Annotated in this window: 10 protein-coding genes and 1 pseudogene; 7 read left to right on the plus strand and 4 right to left on the minus strand. The window is 36.2% G+C overall.

Annotation, left to right across the window (positions count from 1 at the left end):
* Positions 1-100 precede the first annotated feature (100 nt).
* Both NEOC65_RS01860 and NEOC65_RS01865 read left to right on the plus strand, forming a co-directional pair.
* Positions 101-400, plus strand: a pseudogene (locus NEOC65_RS01860) (integrase core domain-containing protein); the annotation flags it as partial.
* A gap of 700 nt (positions 401-1,100) precedes the next feature.
* Positions 1,101-2,435, plus strand: a complete 1,335-nt coding sequence (locus NEOC65_RS01865; RefSeq protein ID WP_213155544.1) for a hypothetical protein — start codon at positions 1,101-1,103, stop codon at positions 2,433-2,435.
* Positions 2,436-2,741: 306 nt separating this feature from the next.
* Here NEOC65_RS01865 and NEOC65_RS01870 read toward each other — a convergent pair whose 3' ends face one another.
* Positions 2,742-3,137: a transposase gene (locus tag NEOC65_RS01870; protein ID WP_213155545.1), complete on the minus strand. Its 396-nt coding sequence runs from the start codon at positions 3,135-3,137 to the stop codon at positions 2,742-2,744.
* Positions 3,138-3,380: 243 nt separating this feature from the next.
* Here NEOC65_RS01870 and NEOC65_RS01875 point away from each other — a divergent pair, with 243 nt between their 5' ends.
* On the plus strand, positions 3,381-6,722 hold the full coding sequence (locus NEOC65_RS01875) for a tetratricopeptide repeat protein (protein WP_213155546.1): 3,342 nt from the start codon (positions 3,381-3,383) through the stop codon (positions 6,720-6,722).
* Positions 6,723-7,006: 284 nt separating this feature from the next.
* Positions 7,007-10,024 carry an ATP-binding protein gene (locus tag NEOC65_RS01880; protein ID WP_213155547.1) on the plus strand — a complete coding sequence of 1,006 codons (3,018 nt, stop codon included), beginning with the start codon at positions 7,007-7,009 and terminating at the stop codon, positions 10,022-10,024.
* Positions 10,025-10,240: 216 nt separating this feature from the next.
* Here NEOC65_RS01880 and typA read toward each other — a convergent pair whose 3' ends face one another.
* Positions 10,241-12,040: a translational GTPase TypA gene (gene typA, locus NEOC65_RS01885; protein ID WP_213155550.1), complete on the minus strand. Its 1,800-nt coding sequence runs from the start codon at positions 12,038-12,040 to the stop codon at positions 10,241-10,243.
* A gap of 206 nt (positions 12,041-12,246) precedes the next feature.
* On the opposite strand from typA, the gene NEOC65_RS01890 reads away from it, so the two are divergent.
* Together NEOC65_RS01890 and NEOC65_RS01895 are read left to right on the plus strand one after the other, a co-directional pair.
* The gene (locus NEOC65_RS01890) at positions 12,247-13,701 is read left to right on the plus strand and encodes a magnesium transporter (RefSeq protein ID WP_166155550.1); all 1,455 of its coding nucleotides are present in this window, start codon (positions 12,247-12,249) and stop codon (positions 13,699-13,701) included.
* Positions 13,702-13,776: 75 nt separating this feature from the next.
* Entirely contained in the window at positions 13,777-14,478 is a 702-nt protein-coding gene (locus NEOC65_RS01895) for a methyltransferase domain-containing protein (RefSeq protein ID WP_213152474.1), read from the plus strand.
* A 288-nt stretch (positions 14,479-14,766) separates the two neighbouring features.
* On the opposite strand, the gene NEOC65_RS01900 is transcribed toward NEOC65_RS01895, so the two are convergent.
* Positions 14,767-15,378, minus strand: a complete 612-nt coding sequence (locus tag NEOC65_RS01900) for an LURP-one-related/scramblase family protein (protein WP_213155548.1) — start codon at positions 15,376-15,378, stop codon at positions 14,767-14,769.
* A gap of 283 nt (positions 15,379-15,661) precedes the next feature.
* On the opposite strand from NEOC65_RS01900, the gene NEOC65_RS01905 reads away from it, so the two are divergent.
* Complete coding sequence (locus NEOC65_RS01905; RefSeq protein WP_213155549.1) at positions 15,662-15,919, plus strand: hypothetical protein; 258 nt, start codon at positions 15,662-15,664, stop codon at positions 15,917-15,919.
* A gap of 750 nt (positions 15,920-16,669) precedes the next feature.
* On the opposite strand, the gene NEOC65_RS01910 is transcribed toward NEOC65_RS01905, so the two are convergent.
* Positions 16,670-17,117, minus strand: a 448-nt coding sequence (locus NEOC65_RS01910; RefSeq protein WP_349305283.1) for a transposase, incomplete at its 5' end; no start/stop codon positions are given.

Consider the following 17,117-nt stretch of genomic DNA (forward strand, 5'->3'; position numbering starts at 1 on the left):
TGATAGGAGCGTTTGCTTAATTGGGAGCGGTATGAATTGAGAGGTTCCTGTACCGTTCTAAGAGAGGCTTGTGGGGAAGTTCCACAGGTCGACTCACCACATTGACCATTCTCGCACTAAAGCCAGGCATCCTCAAACCAATGGAATCTGCGAAAGGTTTCATCAGACCATCCAGAACGAATTTTATGCCACAGCTTTTAGGAAGAAAGTGTTTAATAATGTTGAAGAATTACAAGAGGATGTGGATAAATGGATGAATGAGTATAATAACGAGAGAACACATACAGGAAAGTATTGTTTCGGCAAGACGCCTTTACAAACATTCTTAGATGCCAAACATCTCGCGCAAGAAAAGATGTTAGATAAGTTACAACTGACAGAAATAGTACCTGCCAGGTAACTCATGTTTGTCAGGTTAAGTACTGTCTAGGACAGTTTATTGTTCTGCGTAGCACTTGCTGGGTAAAACTATCTTAATGCTAGCTAATATTATCGTAATATAGTAAAAATTTTCTAAGGATAAGTATTAAGCTTGGGCGAGAAAGCTTATAGGAAAGCATTATAAAATAGAAGAACTATCAAGGCAAGCAGGGTAGATTGAGGGGTTATATAAACATAGCGTGCAAAATTGACTTCGAACAAATTTCTATATGTAAGTTATATTAGCTTAAATTCTTTTAAAAAAGAGGTAGCAGGAAAGAGCAGATATCGAGCTATTTTTTCACGGCTCGGGCATAACTGTATTTAAGCTTTAAAAAGGTTGATTTTTATAAAATAATTTTTTTTGCATTTACAATATTATTAAACGAACATGTGATTGCTAAAAATTAGAAAATAATAGAATAAAAACTATATTTAAGTTTGGCTATACTTTCCTACTGTATAGAGAGAAATGTGACACAAATTAGATTGGGCTTAAGACAAAATTTTTTATATAAAGTTAGATCAGATTTGTTAACCGCGCGTAAGGTAAATTTATCTTACTCAAGCTTACCAAAATCAAATAAAAATATTAAAATCTGTTTTCATGGTTAGATAATGAGCGAAGAGTTAAGACATACGCGAAAAACTTTAGCATGAATTCTGAAGGAGATCTACGGATGCAAATAGATTCTATAAATCATTATGGGAGTCTTATATTTTTTAATTCACTTGAAATGAAGGAAATATATAAAACAGAAAAACAAGTTATCAATATGCTAAAAAGCATGCAAAGTGTTTTTACCGATTATCTAGAAAAAACATATATAAGTAAAGAAAAAAAACTACAAGAAATAAAACTTCAACGCCAATATGCCACTTATCTACAGTACATTAAAGATTCATCCTGTAGTTCCTGTTCAGACGCAAGTGAAAAAGAGAAAGAAGGATCGAGCTCAGTTGCAGCTTTGAACTATATCATTGCAACTTGTAGCTTGCTGGCTCAAAATACCTTAAAAAATCGAGAAAAGATTAGTCGACAGGTTTGTGAACAACACTTAAAAAAAGAGCCTGAAGAAAAATTAGAAGAAATACAATTGGAAATAGAAGCAGAAGCATTTAAGAAGATGAGAAAGTTATTGCAGTATGAAGAATCTATAAGCCAAATTATTAAACGTTTAAAGCAAGCTTGCAAGTTTTCTGATATCATAAGCTCTAATTCTCGGTCAATAAGTCTCAATACTCAAAAGATGATTAAAAAATATCCTTCAGAGGCAACAAAAGAAATAAAAGAAAGTGAAGCTAAAAAAGAAAAGGAAATCCATGCCTATCTGGAGGCTCTTTGGAAAAAGTGGGGGGAAAATACTTGCTATGTTTTTCCCATAGGATACCTTACTAAAAATGCTGGGAGACACGATTCACAAGGTCATCTTTTGTTATTAGAGGTTGAATATCTGAATGAAGAAGAAGTTAAGGTAATGGTAATCAATACAGGGGAACAAGCAGAGAAAAGTGAAGATGAATGTGCTTTAGGAATAAGGGTGCAGATTCATGGGCAGGTATTGCTAAGCATTATTAAAGGATTTGCATCTTTGCTATCATTAATTCAGGAGGATAATAATATAGAGCAGGTATATGAACTAATAAAGGCTTTAAAGGAAAAATCCTCTAAAGTAGAAAAGGTACCTCGTCAGCCTCCTATCCAGCAAGGGCCGACTTGTGCTTATAGTTGCATTATAGCCTATCTTTATATTCGCTTAAAACCTAAACTTTTTAAGTTTTACATGGAAAATTATGGCTCATATATATTAAAAATCTGGGATAAATGGAGGCAGAGTGAAGAGTTATTTCAAACATCCCGGAATGAAAATGTTTTGAAAGAATTACAAATTCTTTCGGCCTCTTTTCCGCCCCCTGATTTTGTTGATACTTATGTAACTCCCCCTGTTTCTTACATTCGAACAAAGTGTACTACTATATGGGATAAGATAAATAGAAAAAAGCTAGGCGAATAAATCAATTTACTCACCTTACGCAGACATAGAATTCCTTTGTAGAATTTGCAATTCTTGATAGGCCATATGATTGGCTTTAAGGATTAACTTATATTTTAAAGCAAAGTGATTGAGTAAGATTTTATTTTTAAGAAATTCAAGCTTGCAATAAGCGATAAGGGATAAAAAAATATGATTTCTTTGAGAGCGAGCAATTTTGGTGGGTGACTTCTCAAGCCTAGCATTTTGCTTTATCGATTTGTGATACTCCTCTATCATCGTTTGTGATAAATTCTATAGATGCGGTCAGAATCATGATTTAGGTCGTTAGTCATAACATGGAGAATGCTTGTAGAACCATCTTCTTTTTTGAAAATCTTTGTAATTAAAGCTACGGGGAAAGCTAGTTCTTTCGTGCCAGACTATCCTTTTATCCCCATCTTTGAAATTAAACGTGTTTAAATTCTGATACTGGCCTTTTTTCCTTTGTTCTTCAGAAAGAGCAATTAATCGATTAGATTTTATGCCAAATATAAACATCTTTTTAAGTTCAGAATGGATAAGTTTCATATTATCTTTAGCGCCAAACCAATTATCCGCTAGCACATACTCAAATTTAACTTGATTGGTAACTGCTTGTTGGATAAGCGCTCTAAAATGTTGGTTTTTAGTAATGGATGATTGCCTTTTTTCTTTCTTTGTTTTCACGTCGCAAAAGTGCATATCTTTTTTGATCACTTCAAAGCCGATGGGAAAAGTGTAATCTCCATAGCTAATTAAGACAGGATAGTAGATTAATGCCTTTTACACATTTTCCTTGAGTATGAAAAAATGTCAGCAGACGATTTCGTTTTCATCCGTATAGGGCTTTTCTTCTACTGTATCGTCAATCAACACACCTCCTCTATCTTGTTAAAAAGCATTGATTAAAAAAAGTTTAAAACTAGCTAAAAAATGGATAAGCTTATGAACCAGCTTTTATCGGAGCCTCTTCGTATTCACTTCTTAATATTTCCTGCTTTCAAGAGTAAAGGAAAAAATTCTAGCTACTCTACAAAAGATACTACCGTCTATGAAGAGATTAGCTTAAAGATATTCAAAGAATTAGGATTACAAGATCTATGTCAGGTTAAACTAGTATGTAAAGAATGGAAACAGCTAGTTGAGGAAAGCTTTTTAGATGAAAAAGTCTACACTTTAGCTTTAAAGCTTGTTATTCAAAAAGACAAACCTATTAAGGAAGCTTTTTGCATAGAAAAACTAGGCGACGTTTATTCGAGCAAAGGGGCAGGTGAAACTCTTCTGCAAGCAACAGGTCTTTATAATTATGCTTTACGCCTTTCCTCAAAAAATAGACGAGAAATAATAAAAGAAAAGCTCTTTGCTATTCAACAAAGCTTACTTACTGAACTATGCGGAGGAGAGCCTTTAAGCCTTGAACAAATGAGGAAACAATTTGAGGATAATCGTACAGTATTAAAAAAGATTAGGGAGGATATTGAAGAGAAAGTTCAAGCCCTACCAGAAACTCCTTCTTCTGAACAAGTCAGAGAGCTGCATGGTGAGATTGCTCAACAAATAAAGGTTTTCTTTAAACGTCTCGCAATGCAGGCCTTTGACATCTTAGGTCCTCCCCCATGTGAGTATGCCATGATAGGCTTTGGTTCCCTAGCTAGAGAAGAGATAACACCTTATTCCGATCTAGAATTTGGTATTCTAATACAAGAAGATACGGCAGAAAATAGAAAGTACTTTAAAGGCCTCACTTTTCTAATTCACCTGAGGGTTATCAACCTAGGAGAAACGATCCTTCCTGCTTTAAATATTCCTAGTTTAAAAGCCATTAATTTTTTTGATAGCATTACGCCACGAGGCTTTGCCTTTGATGGAGCAGGTGTAGAAGGAAAGGGATGTAAAACTCCTTTAGGCAATGGCAATTTTAAACTTATCCAAACCCCAGAGAAGATGGCACAATATATTAGTAAAGATGAGAAAGGCAACTGGTGGCATGAGAAAGAACCTCATCTCCCTATGGAACTTTTAACTTTTACTCATTTGCTCGGTAATCCTGGTTTAACAAAAGAATATGGTAGAAAAGTTCAAGAAAACCTTAACATGCCTTATCAAAAAGGCCTTAATCTTCGGCAGTATTTAGCCAGACATCACTTATTTCAAGCCGATATAGCAAATTTTGATCCAGGAATGGGTGACATAAGAAAACAAGGTATGCTTTTTAAAGTAAAAAACGATTTCTATCGTTTTCTTCATTTAGCCTTGGACCGACTAGCTCTTCTTAAAGAAGTAGAAGCGATGGCCACATTTGCTAGGATTGATAAACTAAACAGGGTAGGGATCATAGAGGAGGAGGTCACTGAAAAGTTAAAGTATTGGATGAATATAGCGCTATTTATGCGCCTAAAAACCTATTCATATTATCATGCTCAAACAGAAATAATGAATCCCCTTATTAAATGGTTAAGATGGGATGATTCAACATATACCAAAAAGCAATTTGCTTTAAATCTTGACACATTGGAAAAGATAAAACGAATTTACCGTATCTATATCTCTTTCCACCAAGCTATCCAAAGTTTTTTCCGTAGTTATAAAGACAAAGCTAATTTGCTCATCTTAGAGGAGGATGAATCGCATCTGACTCAAGGAAATATAGCCTTAAGGCTTTGTCAATATCAAGACGCAAGGAGCTGGTACAGTCTAGCAGATAAGGCAAATGCGGATAACCCTGAAATATTAATTGCTCTTGGATTTATATACAAAAATCAAGGGAAACTAGAGCTTGCAGCTAAATATATTAGTAAGACCTTAAAAATTAACAGCAAGGTTTTTGGAGAAAATAATCTTACAGTAGCTAGAGATTATAACAATTTGGGAAGTGTTTATCAAGCGCAAGGAAATTTGGCAAAAGCTACTGAATATGCTAAAAAAGCCCTTGCAGTTAAGCTTAAGCTTTTCGGTGAAAGCAATCCGCATGTGGCAATTTGTTACACCAACCTGGGATGTATCAACAGAGCACGAGGAAAGGGAAATAAAGCGCTTGAATATACCAATAAAGCGCTTGAAATTAATACTAAGTTTCATGGTAAACATCATCCAAGTGTGGCAGGGAATTATAATAATCTGGGCCTAATCTATGAAACGCAAGGAAATTTGAAAAAAGCAACCGAATATATCAAAAAGGCTTTTGAAATTGAAATTAAGCTCTATGGGGAATACCATCCCAAGGTGGCAGTTCTCTATAACAATTTGGGAACGGTTTATTATAGCCAAGGGAATTTAAAAAAAGCAGTTGAATATATCAATAAGGCTCTTGAAATTGAAATCAAGATTTATGGTAAATACCATCCTAAGGTAGCATTTCGCTATAATAATCTAAGCGTAATTCATACAAACCAAAAAAAACTAGAAAAAGCAGCAAAGAGCATCGAGCAAGCGCTCAAAATTAATACTAAGCTTTATCCTAAAAATCATCCAAGTATAGCTAGAAATTATAATAATCTGGGACAAATCTATCTAACTCAAGGAAATCTCCTAAAAGCTATTGAATACACTAAGAAAGCCCTCAAGATAGACGTTGAGCTTTTTGGCGATAACACCCCTAACATGATAATAGGTTATAACAATTTAGGGCAAATTTATCTAGCTCAAGGAAATTTAAAAAAAGCAAGTAGATATCTCAAGAAAGGTCTTGCAATTAACTTTAATTTGCATAATAAGAATGAACCCCATATAGCTGTCCTTTACAATAACCTAGCAATAGTTCGTTATCGACAAGGAAATTTAAAAAAAGCTACTGCTTATGCCAAGAAGGCTATTGCAATTGATCTTAAGCTTTATGGTGAAAATCATCCACGATTGGCAATCCACCATAACACTTTAGGCTTAATTTATACAGCCCAAAAAAAACTAGATAAAGCGGCAAGTAGCATCGAGCAAGCGCTCAAAATTAATACTAAGCTATATGGTGAAAATCATCCAAATGTAGCTGGAATTTATAATAACTTGGGACAAATTTATCGAATACAAGGAAATTTCGAACAGGCATCGGAATATGCCACGAAATCGCTAAATATTAATCTTAAGAGCTTTAGTGAAAATCATGCGAAGGTAGCAACAAATTATAACAATTTGGGAATGATCTACGAAGAACAAGGTAAGTTAGAAGAAGCATTTAGGTATATCGATAAAGCTCTTAAAATTGACCTTAAGCTTTTTGGCGAGAATAGCCTTAGAGTAGCAAGACATTACACTACCCTGCTGCAAATTTATCGAGCCTATGGAAGCATATAGCATGAGATTAAGTAAATTTTTAGACATTCATTTAAACTTGCCCGTAGGTTTGATATAAGCAATCTCTTGGGCTATAGTAGCAATTTACCCCAGTTTTACTAGATTTATAAGTCTAACGGCATGCGCAAATATTCAAAAGTTAAGGAAATTTTTTGACTTATATTAGGGGATTATTCAATATCCCTAATGGTCAAACTTAGCTTTTAAAAAACAATATACTAAGTGGTAAGATTGCATTCTATTTAAATTTGTACTTTTTTTAACTTAAATCTAGGTCTAATGATATGTCTATTTCCTCATCAAAAGCACTTTTTCCCCTCAGCAAAGGCTCCTATGCAAAGCTAGGAAATGTTTTACCTCTTTACGCATCAAATAAGTCCCTTCCTCCTGTTCTTTTTCATTCTAAATCGGTATCTACCGCATTTCGCACACTGAGCACAAATCATCAATATATTTCGACTTTTAAGCATAACAAAATGCCTAGAACTATCATTACACAAGTATATCCAGGTCATTTTCTTTCCTCTCCCTGGCCTAAAAATAAACGCTTCTACAGCAAAAAGACAAAGAGCGAGCCTTCAAGAGAATTACTAGAGCAAGTAAAAAAGATTAATTCCGAACTAAAATCGCGATTGGAACGCGCGGAAGGGGAGATTAAAATATTGCTGGGAGAATCAAAAAGCGAGCTCGGAGTATTAAAAAATAAAGTGAATTTACTACCCCCAGAAGTAGTTAATAACATAAATAATTCCAAGTGGAGAAAGCGGATAATAAAGTTTTTATTTGGTATTGGGATGGGGATACCAGTTTTTGTATTTAAGCATCAAATTACTAATTATTATAATAAATGGTATGAAGGGGAAATCAAACACATCGATTTTTCGAACAAAATTTCCTCCTTTAAAGAACAATGGATTCATACAGATAACATTACTGAATTAGATAATGTATTTAAGATGCAAAAGTCAACAATTCAACAAATGGCGCTTATAGGTATAACTGGATCGGGAAAAACTACTTTGGCCAAGCAATATGCCCTATATTATGAACAAGAAAAGAAGGATCAACCTGAGGGCATAAGAACGGTATTTTATGGTGATATGAGAGATGATGAAATTTTTGAATACTCCTATAAGAAATTTGCAGAAGATTTAGGCGTTGAGGTTTCTGCTAATGCTCCTATTAAGGAGATCATTAGTGAAGTCAACAAAAAGCTTGTCATGAGGCCGGATTGGCTATTTATAGTTGATAACCTCGATCCCAAGGAATACGAAAAGCTGCAAGCTTTTCTTCCAAAAAGGCCGGAAGAGAGATCAGATTTTTATCCAAAATGGCCTGAAGATTTAGAAGCATTTTGTAAGGACAGCTTAAAAGGAAAAATTTTACTCGTTGCTCAGGAGGGTATAGATGGGGTTGAATCATTTAACATGCAATCACATTTGATTAGCGAGGATGAAGCTCTTAAAATTTTCAATCTTACCTTGGGAAAGAAACATTGGGCATTTAATCAAGCCAGTACTTCAAAACGCAAGCTGCTTCGTCAACTTTCTTATTTGCCATTGGCTATTAAGCAAGCCGCTATCCATTTTAAATATGCAAAGTCGTCTAATTCCTTTGATTATTTGGTAGATTCTTATCTTCGACAAATTAAAGGGCTTATAAAAAAATTTGAAGAAGCTCATAAGAAGTCAGTCGATGTCGATGACAGCAAAAAGATGCAGAACACACTAACTTCTTTAAGTTCTTCAATAAAAGCCTTTTTTAACATGTCACAAGACCTTATTGAGATTGAAAAAGTAGATCTTACTCAAGTGGAGGCTGATAACCTTTTAAAAGCTATATACTCTCTAAACATACGAGAATGCAAGCAAGCTCAGAATGAATCTGAATTTCTTTTTTCTATAATTGCTTTTTTTAATCCTTATTATATTCATGAATCTTTACTTCGGCTCTGGTTCCAACAGAAAGCGAAATTCAAGCTATTTGAGTCTGTGATAAATCTTCTTGAGAATCATTCATTAATTAGTAGGGTGGGGCAAGAAGGATGGGAAGTCCATCCATACATGCAAAAATTAATCGAAGAAGCATATAAACCAGAGGGGAACGACAAAAAGGTTTTTAAAGAATTTATTTTATTTCTTGAAAAAAATTATAAATTAGATATGCGGTTTGTAGATAGCTACAATCCTAAAAGAAGTCTTGTCAATCAGATCGAACCCCTTTGGAAGCTTGCAGGAGAGCATAGCTTGCAAGATGAATTAAAATATTGTTTTATGCATCTTTATAATGTGTTAGGTAATTATCACTTGCAATCCAATAATCTTCTTGAAGCGCAAAAAGCTTTTAAGAAAAGCTTAGAATTGGCTGGAGTTCAACCCGAAAATGATACGGCTGAGAATATTTGTAAGCTTGCAGAAAAACACAAGAAACTTCCTGCTTTATGTGCTCAAGCCATCCATTACCTTGGTAAATTTTATTTTCATGAGAAAGATTTAACTCAAGCCGGCAACCATTTTAGCAAAGCTTTTGCTATTCAAAAAGAAGTATCAAGTGAATCTGCTTTGTACGATAACCCAAATCCTTTTGATATTATAACTTTCCAACGGCAAGGAATTGGCTGGCTTCTTTTAAAGGGCAAGAAGGAAGATCTGGTGGAGGCAAAAAATCTTTATCTTAAAATATTTGACGAAAAAAAATTTGTAAGGCCTGGAGAAACGCGTGATGAATTTAATGAATGGTATTGCAATCTTCAATTGGGTAGAGTTTACCACAAGTTAGCACAAGCGACCTCTGATAAAGAAGAAAAAGAGATATACTACTACAATGCACAACAGAGACTTGGAAAAGTTGATAGTAAAGATAAAGCTGCCTTTGAAGGAGCCCTTCAGATGTTCAAAAAAGATCACCTTAAAGCCGGAGAGATTTTCCTTATTTTAGGCAAGCTTTATTTAGATAGTAACTGTCCTTTTGCGAATGCTGAGGTTGCAAAAAGCCATTTTAAGAGTGCGTTTAAAGCTGCTTCAAATTCTCTCAAAAATGATTGGAGGATTTGTGGTAAATCTAAGTATTATCTTGCTAAGCTTTATTTAAAAGAAAACAACCTTGAGCAAGCGCTTATAGCCCTCAATGAATCAACTTATTATTACAGCAAATTAGGAAAAGGACTAACTAGAATTCCTCCTAAAGAAGCTGAAAAAGCTAAGCAATTAAAATACAAGCTTGTAGAAAGAATGCTTGAGAATAATAGCCTTGAGAATAATAGCATTGAAAAGCTAATGCATTTAATTCCATCTGATCTCTAATGAAATGCCAATTGAACCAATAATCTTTATAAAGAAGAACCTAACCTAGCTTCTAACTTGCCAGAAGTGCGCAAATTAGCAAAAATGAATCAAGTTAGAATGCAGGAGAAGAAGGGGAAAGCTGATAGCAACAAAAAAACGTGAAAAAAACCGCCTGCTTAGCATAGGCAGAAAAAGTATCCATAAGATACTTTCTCTGTCTTTCTTTTTATAAGTTTACTTACGTTTACGTTCTTGTTCGGTAAGAAAACGTTTACGCATGCGAATAGCATCAGGGGTAACTTCGATCAGTTCATCGTCTTGAATATAGTCGATTGCTTGCTCGAGAGTAAATCTACGGGCAGGCACTAAAATAACGTTTTCATCACTGCCGGAGGCACGCATATTCGTTAGCTGTTTACCTTTAGAAACGTTAACCATCAAGTCATTATCGCGGCTATTTTCGCCGACGATCATGCCCTCATAAATATCATCGCCTGGTGTGACAAACATGGTACCTCGATCTTGCAAGTTGAAAAGCGAGTATCCGGTAGCTTTTCCTGGAGCCATGGAAACTAATACTCCCCGGAGACGACCAGGAATTACACCTTTCCATGGGGAAAAGTTCTCAAAGATAGAGGTAAGAATCCCTAAGCCCCGTGTTTGGGTTAAAAATTCATTACGGTAGCCCATTAATCCCCGGGTAGGCATTAAAAATTCCATACGGGTGATTTTATGCTCGTCGGTATCCAGATGTTGCATCTCACCTTTACGGCGTGATAGCTCTTCGATTATAGTACCTGCATATTCCTCGGGCACTTCAATATGCACACGTTCCATCGGTTCATGCTTTTCACCCTCAATTTCTTTAATCACGACGGTAGGCTTAGAGATACTAAATTCAAAGCTTTCGCGACGCATTGCTTCAATAAGTACAGCCAAATGCAATTCACCCCTTCCAGCGACAGAAACTTTTTCATCCGTGGCATCGATACGCAAGGAGATATTCGCTTTTTTCTCTTTTTCTAGGCGCTCGCGGAGTTTGTTCATGGTTACATGCTTACCACTACGGCCTACAAAGGGGCTGTTGTTGACGGTAAAGTCGATAGAAACGGTAGGCTCATCTAGTTTGATAGGAGGAAGGTGAACAATTTTACCTGGATCGGTGAGAGTATCGCCGATCATGATTGAAGGAATTCCAGATAAAATTACAATATCGCCTACAGAAGCTTCTTCGAGTTCAATTCTTTCCAGGCCACGAAAGCCTTCTATGCGAGAAATTGTTGATTTTGTCTGCTTGCCAGAGGCATCAATGTGGATGACCTGTTGGCCTTTCTTAAGGGAGCCTTCTAAAATACGTCCAGAAGCTTGGCGGCCTAGGAAGTCATCATAATAGATGGTAGAAACTTGCATAAGAAAGGGGTTCTCAAGGTCCCCTTTAGGGGCAGGAACGGCATCGATAATCAATTCAAAAAGAGGACGCATATCTTCTCGAGGATCATTAACTTGTTGGGTAGCAAATCCCGATAATCCTGAGGCATAGCAATAGCGGAAGTCTAATTGCTCGTCAGTGGCCCCTAGCTCATTAAAAAGATCAAAGGTAAGATCTAAGACTTTGTCGGGATTGGCATGCGGGCGGTCGATTTTGTTAAGAACAACGATAGGTTTTAGACCCATCTTAAGAGATTTAGACAACACGAAACGCGTTTGTGGCATAGGGCCTTCTTGCGCATCGACTAGGAGTAATACCGAGTTAACCATCCCAAGAATTCGTTCCACTTCCCCAGAAAAATCTGCGTGTCCAGGCGTATCGATAATATTGATTTTGAAATCTTCAAATTGAACGGCAGTGTGTTTAGCAAAGATTGTAATTCCCCGCTCTTTCTCTTGATCATAGGAATCCATGATACGTTCGGGTACTTGTTGATTATCTCGGAAAATATTGGACTGCTTAAGTAAGGCATCCAATAGAGTGGTTTTTCCATGGTCAATGTGAGCGATAATGGCTATATTACGAATCTTATTCTTTGATGGCATCATAAAGGTATACTTTTGTGAATTATTAATATGAAACTTATTAATGCTAACATGCTTTAAGTATAGATTTCAATGCTTAAAGTATTTTTTGCAAAACTAGGGAGCGTTTTATGTTGTTTAAATTACTATCTAGCCTTTAAACTGAATAACCCTAAAGCTAATAACTTCTCTCGGAGATTCGATGTGGAGGCGTCTTGGAAGCTACAATTCATAATAAAAAAGAAGATAATGACGAAGAACATGGCTATACTTTTAGCTTATTAGACTCAAAAAGAAGCCATCTCGATGATGTATTAAATGAAAAGCTTGAAGATGCTTTTCATCAGCATACTTCTGATATTGTTTTGCATGATGTAGCTAAAATTGCTAGTCAGCATGATCCCATTGATATGGCCCACGCCGTAACCCGTTTGCCTCCTCAGGCGCGTGTAATTGTCTATGAAAATCTGCCAGATTTGAACGCCAAGATCATCTTCATGATCAATACGAGCAGCTCTACACGCTCTGCCATCTTTCGGCAGATTGATGATAGCGAAATCAAAAGTTTGATAGAGAAAATGCCTCCTGACGAAGCAGTCTGGATCTTAGACGATATGTCTGATCGAAGAATGAGAAGAGTCTTTGATCTTTTAGAACCTAAAAAAGCACAACGCATTAAAGAGCTTCAAAAGCATGACCGACATAGTGCAGGTCGCTTAATGACAGACGAATTTTTTGCTTTTCATATGAATACCACCATTGGGGAAGTGTCCGCTTATATTCGTGATAATCCCGGGATAGAGTTGACACGCCGAATTTTTGTTTTAAATGATGAAGGTCAGCTGGTGGCTTATGTACCGGGTCGAAATCTTATTGTAAATCCTCATTATCTGCCTTTGCGCCAGATCATGCGTCCAATTTTGCAGAAAGTCACTGTAGATGTTTCGCGTGATGAAGTAGTAGATGTCGTCGAGCGCTATAAAATTCCTGCCTTGCCTGTGGTGGATGAAAATGAGCATTTAAGAGGGGTGATTACTTATGAAAGTGTAGTAGAGGCCATGGAAGATATCGCTGATGAAACGATTGCTAATATTGCTGGTACGGCCGAAGATTATAGTGAATATGAACCTATTTTAAAAAGGTTTCTAGGAAGAGCTCCTTGGTTGATGGTGACCCTATGTGCAGGTCTAGTCTCTACCGGGGTCATGTCTCACTTTTATGATCGTTCTTGGTTTGCTTTGCTACCTTTTTTTGTGCCTCTCATTACGGGTATGTCGGGAAATGTAGGAATTCAGTGTAGCACGATCCTCGTAAGGGGATTGTCAACAGGGGATATTTCTCCTGGGTATAAAGGTGAGGCTATTAGCCGCGAGCTTGCTATCGGCTTACTGATTGGATTAGTATTTGGTTTAATTTGTGGAACTGTAGTCTATCTGCTTAATTATTTTGGCGTGCACCATCTTCAAGCTGATCCTTTATCGTTAGGGATTACAGTCTCTTGTGGGGTGTTTGGAGCCTGCTTAGCGGCCACAATGCTAGGCTCTTTTTCGCCCTTCTTCTTTGTGCGGTTTGGCATCGATCCTGCCGTTGCTTCAGGACCTATCGTCACAGCTTTCAATGATGTATTATCCACTTTAATCTTTTTTCTCTTTGCTCGCTTAGTGTATGCTTTCATTACTTAAAGGAAAAACAAACTTTGATAAGTGGTCACAGCTTCTAAATTTACAAACTTAAAGATGCCTTAAGGAAGAAAAATTATGCCTAAAATTGAAGGAAAAGATGTGAAAGAGTATCTTACTTTGCTTAGCATCAATTTAGTAGTAAAGGTAAAAAATCTTCGAGAATATTCAAAGGTCATCTATCGCTATTATCGCAAGCTTTCCTACGCTGTGGTGGATAGCTCACTTCTTCTTATGTATCTTTTTGATAATCCCTTTACAGTCAGTCGTCGCTATTTTTCTTGTCGTTCAGATAGCGAGGAATACATTTATGGAGAAACTCCTCTAACCACCTTGGAAAAAATTTCTAAAGAAGCGCGTATTCATTCCCAGGATCTTGTCATTGAATTAGGGTGTGGGCGTGGCCGTACCTGCTTTTGGCTACAAAAGTTTACAGGGTGCCGTGTGGTAGGTTTAGATATGGTCCCTGATTTCATTCTTCGCGCTAAGCGTATTCAGCATAAATTAAAAATTACCCGTTTAGAATTTAAGCAAGAAGATTTTTTATTAGCAGATCTCACTAAAGCTTCTGTCATCTATCTATATGGTACTTGCTTAGAGGATCAAACCATCAAAAGGTTAATTGAGCAGCTAAAACAGCTAGCCTCAGGCACACGCATTATCACGGTCAGCTATCCTTTAACTGACTATACCGAGGAGCCTATCTTCGAAATTATGAAACGTTTTTCAGCACCTTTTACCTGGGGTAAGGCGGACGTTTATATTCAAATTAAGAAATAGCTGGCAATAAGTAAAGAAAGAATAGCAAAAAACTCCTCTTTGGCGTACATGAAAGCTATTTAAATTGCTAATTCATTAAAGAAGCTAACCAAAATTTTCCCTCTCTATATTCTTTTGCCGCGTATATAATCCTTTAAAGGTTATCCGAAGGTGTTTTTTAACACTAAGCTTTTAGGTTAGAGAATCTGATACTTTTTTTCTCCCCTTCTGTTTGATAATTTGTAAGGCAGGCTTAATCAAACAGAAAAGCGGAGAAAAAAACTTAAAAAGATCAATAGGTAAAAAAAATTATAGAGACCTATTGGGATTCATGTTTTGCCAATGATAATGATCAATTTGGAAAGTTAGCATCAGTATAAGCAGGCGATAATCGATAGCCTGTTCGCGGAACAAAGTAGGATCTAGAATCTCCACCGTCCAATCATCTTTTAAGCTAAAAAAATGCCTCCATAGGTAGGCAAACACTTGATGGGTAGCAGGGTCGATAACTGTATATTTAGTGCCGCAAAGATTGATTTTTGCTGTAGCCGCATGATAGCCATCTGCCCGATATAGCTCGAAAATAGGGAAAAAGTGAACAATTTTTTCCTCTACTTTTCCTAATAATTGTTCGTCTTCATCATAAATGTCAAGGCTGGCTCCCCAATTGAAAAAACTCATATAAGCTTTTGCTTGTAATTTATCATGCACATCATAAAACAAATAATGAGAAGCTCCTTCTTTCATATGTTTGCGGTGCACAATCCCTATTGGCTGATCTTTTGAGAGAATATCGAAGGTATGGGTAAGAGAAATCCAATGTTGTCTAATATAAAACTGCGAAGGAATGTCTTCAGCTTGAATGGTTAGCTTGTTAAAAGCTACAAAGAGAAATAGAAGGGTGATTAGCTTTTTTAGCATGTGGCCTCCTTAGATAGAATGGTAAATAGCAAATGAGCTACCGACCATTTAAGTTTATTTCTTTTTAAAAGTCGATGAATTTTAATTGTTGTAGAGGGAGGCTCTAAAATTTAATGGGGGGTAGAAAAAATTAATTTGAAACTGTCTATGCAGGTCGTTAAGCTTGCTGTTTGCATTAAAATAATAGTTAGGGTGGTAGGCTTTTAGGTTGTTTTATAATCAAAAGTCACTTTATAATCAGTTTTTCGAAAAGCGTTTATAGGATCAAGTAGGGAGCGAGTGCATGAAATTTATTTTATATTTTATTTTCTTTGGTTTATTGTTTTACGTCATCGCTTTATACTTTCCTGAAGCATTCCAAACATTAGTTTCTTGGGCCGATAAAGTTTTTGCTTTTCTTCAAAATTTATTCATAGCAGCTATAGACAAAGTAAATTTAATGATGTCCACTCCTCCTGCCATTCCTGAACAACCTGTTCATTTGGAGACTCCTCAAGAGCTAGCTTGCCTATGGAATTACCCTTCCCCCTCTAACTTATAAGCCTTTTGATTAATAATTCTATGGATTTATTCACGCCATATTGAAGGATTAGCTATTAATGAAGAGTGCCCTCTACGTAAGAGAATCTTAAAATATCCCTGATAATTACGTTCTTTGCTCCCGATGAGTTCATCATAACCTTTGAACCCCCGATTTTCTACTTTTTAACGGAAAGGTTATCTCTACAGGTAGCCGTAAACTCAGGGTTTTTTCTGGGTAGCCTCCTCTGAAAGCTTCTTCTTAAAATAAGAAGTGATTTTTTCTCTAACGAAAGAATAGATTTTCTCCGTTAAATAAATTGTAAATGCTTACCAAGGAAGAAAGCCTTGGGGTAGAAGATAGTGCCTTTGACAATCTTTCCTTAATGCTATAAAAACTGCTTGCCATTATTTGCTTTTTTATGCCTGAAAGGATTGCCTCCTTTGCTGTAAGCTGCTTCATCGCGAGCTTTTATAGTTTTCTATTCAAAACTTAATGAATGACTAGAGCTGCTATCTCTCGTACTTACCCCTTTTTTTCTTCTCTGACTATCTTAAATAGTTCGACCTGAATTAACCTTAAAAATTTCTTCATTGCATCCATTTTAGAAAGAAAAATTATGAATTTTCTTTTAGACCTAAGCTAAAAAACTGCAAATCCAAGAATTTTTGTTGATGAGTATGAAAATTGGCTAAAAATTAAGAGTTTTAGAGCAGGAGGTAGCCTTCAAGATAGAGCATTAAAGCAATTTAAAGAAGAAAACGAGTTTTTTTAGCCTGAATAAAGACGCTTGGGAGAATTTTGAGCGATTAGCCAGTTGTAAATTAAACGCATGTTATGGCCAATTCCACATAGAATGGCGTTAAAACAATCTCCCAAACGGCCTTTAAGGTAATTGCGTCCCAGTTTGCCATCATTCTTCATATGGCCGATATGAGGTTCTATGGCTTGGCGCCTTTTAAGTTGGGACTTAATCCACTGTGTAAGGCCTTTTCTTTGCCCAGAAATAAATATGCTTTTGCCTTCTACCGTATGACCTCGATAACCTTTATCTACAAAAGCTACTTCGATGTTCTTGCCGCTATTATGTTGAGCTTTCTTAATAGCTTCTTCAAGCGTATGCCCATCGTACGGATTGCCATGAATGGCTCTAACATCTAAAGCTAACCCTTCTTGATGAGTGATGACTAGCGAAGTTTTGCAGCCAAATTCTTTTTGC

It is taken from the genome of Neochlamydia sp. AcF65, from assembly GCF_018342435.1.
Lineage (GTDB): Bacteria > Chlamydiota > Chlamydiia > Chlamydiales > Parachlamydiaceae > Neochlamydia.